The organism is Cupriavidus sp. 01T418 (assembly GCF_056398885.1).
On the sequence record NZ_JBFTQG010000103.1, the window covers coordinates 1 to 2478 of the forward strand.

Sequence of the window (2478 nt, forward strand, 5' to 3'; positions counted from 1 at the left end):
GCCCATCGATCGTCAGCATCACGCCAAACCTGGAGATCGCGCGGCGGCTGGCCATGGCCTGGGGCGTGCATTCCACCGTCAGCCCCGATGTGCAAAGCGTCGACGAGATGGTGAATGCGGCAACCCGTGCCGCGCTGGCCGAGGGCTATGCCGAACCGGGTGACCAGATCACCATCGCGGCGGGCATGCCGTTCGGCCAGGGCGGCACCACCAACCTGCTGCGGGTCGCCGAAATCACCGGCGCTGAACCGGGCAAGGCACTTGCACTGGGCGCCGGCAGCACGGCGCCGGCGGTTACTCGATGAACGCCCACCCCGCGCTCGGGCGTCTATCGACCCACTGCGTGGCCCAGATAGTGAATGCAACGGCCTGTTTATGCTCGATTCCTTACAAGGGACGAGTGTCCATCCAGATAGCGGATACGCCATTGCGCCAATGGCCAGCAAGCCCATGGTTCCGAATGGGTGCAGGCGGCGGCGCTGCTGGCAAAAGTCGTGGGTTAGCACAATGGGTCTCGATCCCAGCGTAACTCACGGCCAAAAAAGGAGATTTTATGAATATCAACCTAATGGTAATCGTTGGCTATTTCGTGATCATGGCCACTATAAGCCTGGCGTTCAGAAAAATGGCCAGCAAGTCGAGCACCGACTACTTTCGTGGCGGTGGTCGGATGCTGTGGTGGATGGTAGGCAGTTCCGCTTTCATGATTCAATTCTCGGCGTGGACATTCACTGGAGCGGCAGGCGAGGCATTCCGTAACGCTTTCCCCGCCGTCTACGTATTTATCGGCAACACTGTTGCCTACATTATTGCGTGGCTGTTCTTCGCCAGAAGATTCCGTCAGATACGAGTCGATACGCCGACCGAGGCGATCCGCCGGCGTTTCGGCGGCACGTCAGAACAGTTTTTTACATGGGCGATCATTCCGCTGTCGATTCTGCAGGGCGGTGTGTGGCTGAACGGGCTATCGGTATTCTTCAGCGCGGTCACGGGCATCGATCTCACCATTACCTTGTGGATTACCGGGATTGCAGTATTAATTCTTTCCTTGCTGGGCGGTGCCTGGGGCGTAGTGGCATCGGACTTTGTGCAGTCCTTGGTCGTCGCGGTTATGTCGGTGGCATGTGCGGTCGTCGCATTAATCAAGGTCGGTGGGCCGATGCAGATGGTCGAGAGATTTCCAGTCAATTTTTTCACTGGGCCGAATATTCAGTATCCAATGCTCTTGGTCGGTTTGTTCTTCTTCATGCTGGTGAAGCAGATGCTTACCATCAATAATATGAAGGACTCCTACCGATTCCTGACGGCCAAGGATTCCGACAATGCCAAGCGGGCCGCCCTGTTCGCGTTGGTGCTGATGTTGGCCGGGGCCATCATCTGGATGATTCCACCATGGGTCTCGGCAATCCTGTTCCCCGATGCCGCTAGCGCGCATGCTGCGCAGCTAGGGAGTAAAGCCAGCGATGCGGTCTTTCTGGTCTTCTCCGAGCGTGCCATGCCCGCGGGCACCGTTGGCTTGCTGATGGCAGGAATGTTCTCGGCTACGATGGCGGCCATGGATGGCGCGCTCAACCACAACGCTGGCATCTTCGTGCGGAGTTTCTATCAGCCTATTTTGCGGAAACATACGAATATTAGCGATAAGGAAGCACTACTTGCAGGCAAGGCGATCAATGTCGTAAATGGTGTTCTTATCATCCTGGCTGCCCAGTTCTACGCCCAACTCAGCAATCTGAGCCTGTTCGAGCTTATGATGCGGGTTTCCACGCTCGCGCAGGTTCCGATCCTGGTGCCATTGTTCCTGGGAATGCTGATCAAGAAGGTCCCGGATTGGGCGGCATGGGCCACGGTGGTGTTCGGCCTAATGATTTCTTATGTGATCGGCAACGTGGTTACCGCGAAGGAGATCGCCGACTTCCTCGGCTATGCATTGACGAGCCGGGAATTGTCCGATGCAAACACGACGCTGGCCATCGCCGCACACGCGATCCTCACTGGTGGTTTCTTCTGTCTGACAAGCTTCTTCTTCAAGCCGCATCAAGGCGCCAGAGCAGTGCAGTTAGAGCAGTTTTATCACGACATCGATACGCCGGTCGTGTCGGATTGTGAGCAGGGAGAGTTCGATCGACTGCAACGCGAGAAGTTGGGGCGCATCACGCTAATCATGGGGATGGGCCTGCTTGCCATGACATTGATTCCTAACCCGCTTTGGGGTCGTATGCTGTTTCTGGGATGTGCGGCAGTCATCCTGGTGATTGGTTATTCCATGCGCCGTAGTGCGATGGAATCTACTGAGTCTTTTCAAATGAAGCCGATGGAAACTGAGGCATGACCCATAGCGTTATACACATCTCGGCGCCGACGGCGGCCCCCAATGAAGCGTTTACCTTCAATGACTCGCGAACTTCGCTTGTAAACTTTGTCGAAATCGCGTTTACTTTCGCGCTTTGGGCAAGCGCGTGGCAGAGGCAGCAAAGC

Annotated in this window: 2 protein-coding genes; both read left to right on the forward strand. The window is 56.4% G+C overall.

All coding sequences use genetic code 11. From position 1 onward, the window contains the following. Window positions 1-305 (forward strand): pyruvate kinase alpha/beta domain-containing protein (locus AC1DQ3_RS36325; protein ID WP_477124921.1); only part of this gene is annotated, 305 nt, incomplete at its 5' end. A 248-nt stretch (window positions 306-553) separates the two neighbouring features. Next, window positions 554-2332, forward strand: a complete 1779-nt coding sequence (locus AC1DQ3_RS36330; protein ID WP_477124922.1) for a sodium:solute symporter family transporter — start codon at window positions 554-556, stop codon at window positions 2330-2332. Window positions 2333-2478 lie beyond the last annotated feature (146 nt).

What these genes read in the sequence shown, in the direction of transcription:
- AC1DQ3_RS36330 (WP_477124922.1), top strand. Translation starts at nt 554, where the DNA reads ATGAATATCAACCTAATGGTAATCGTTGGCTATTTCGTGATCATGGCC.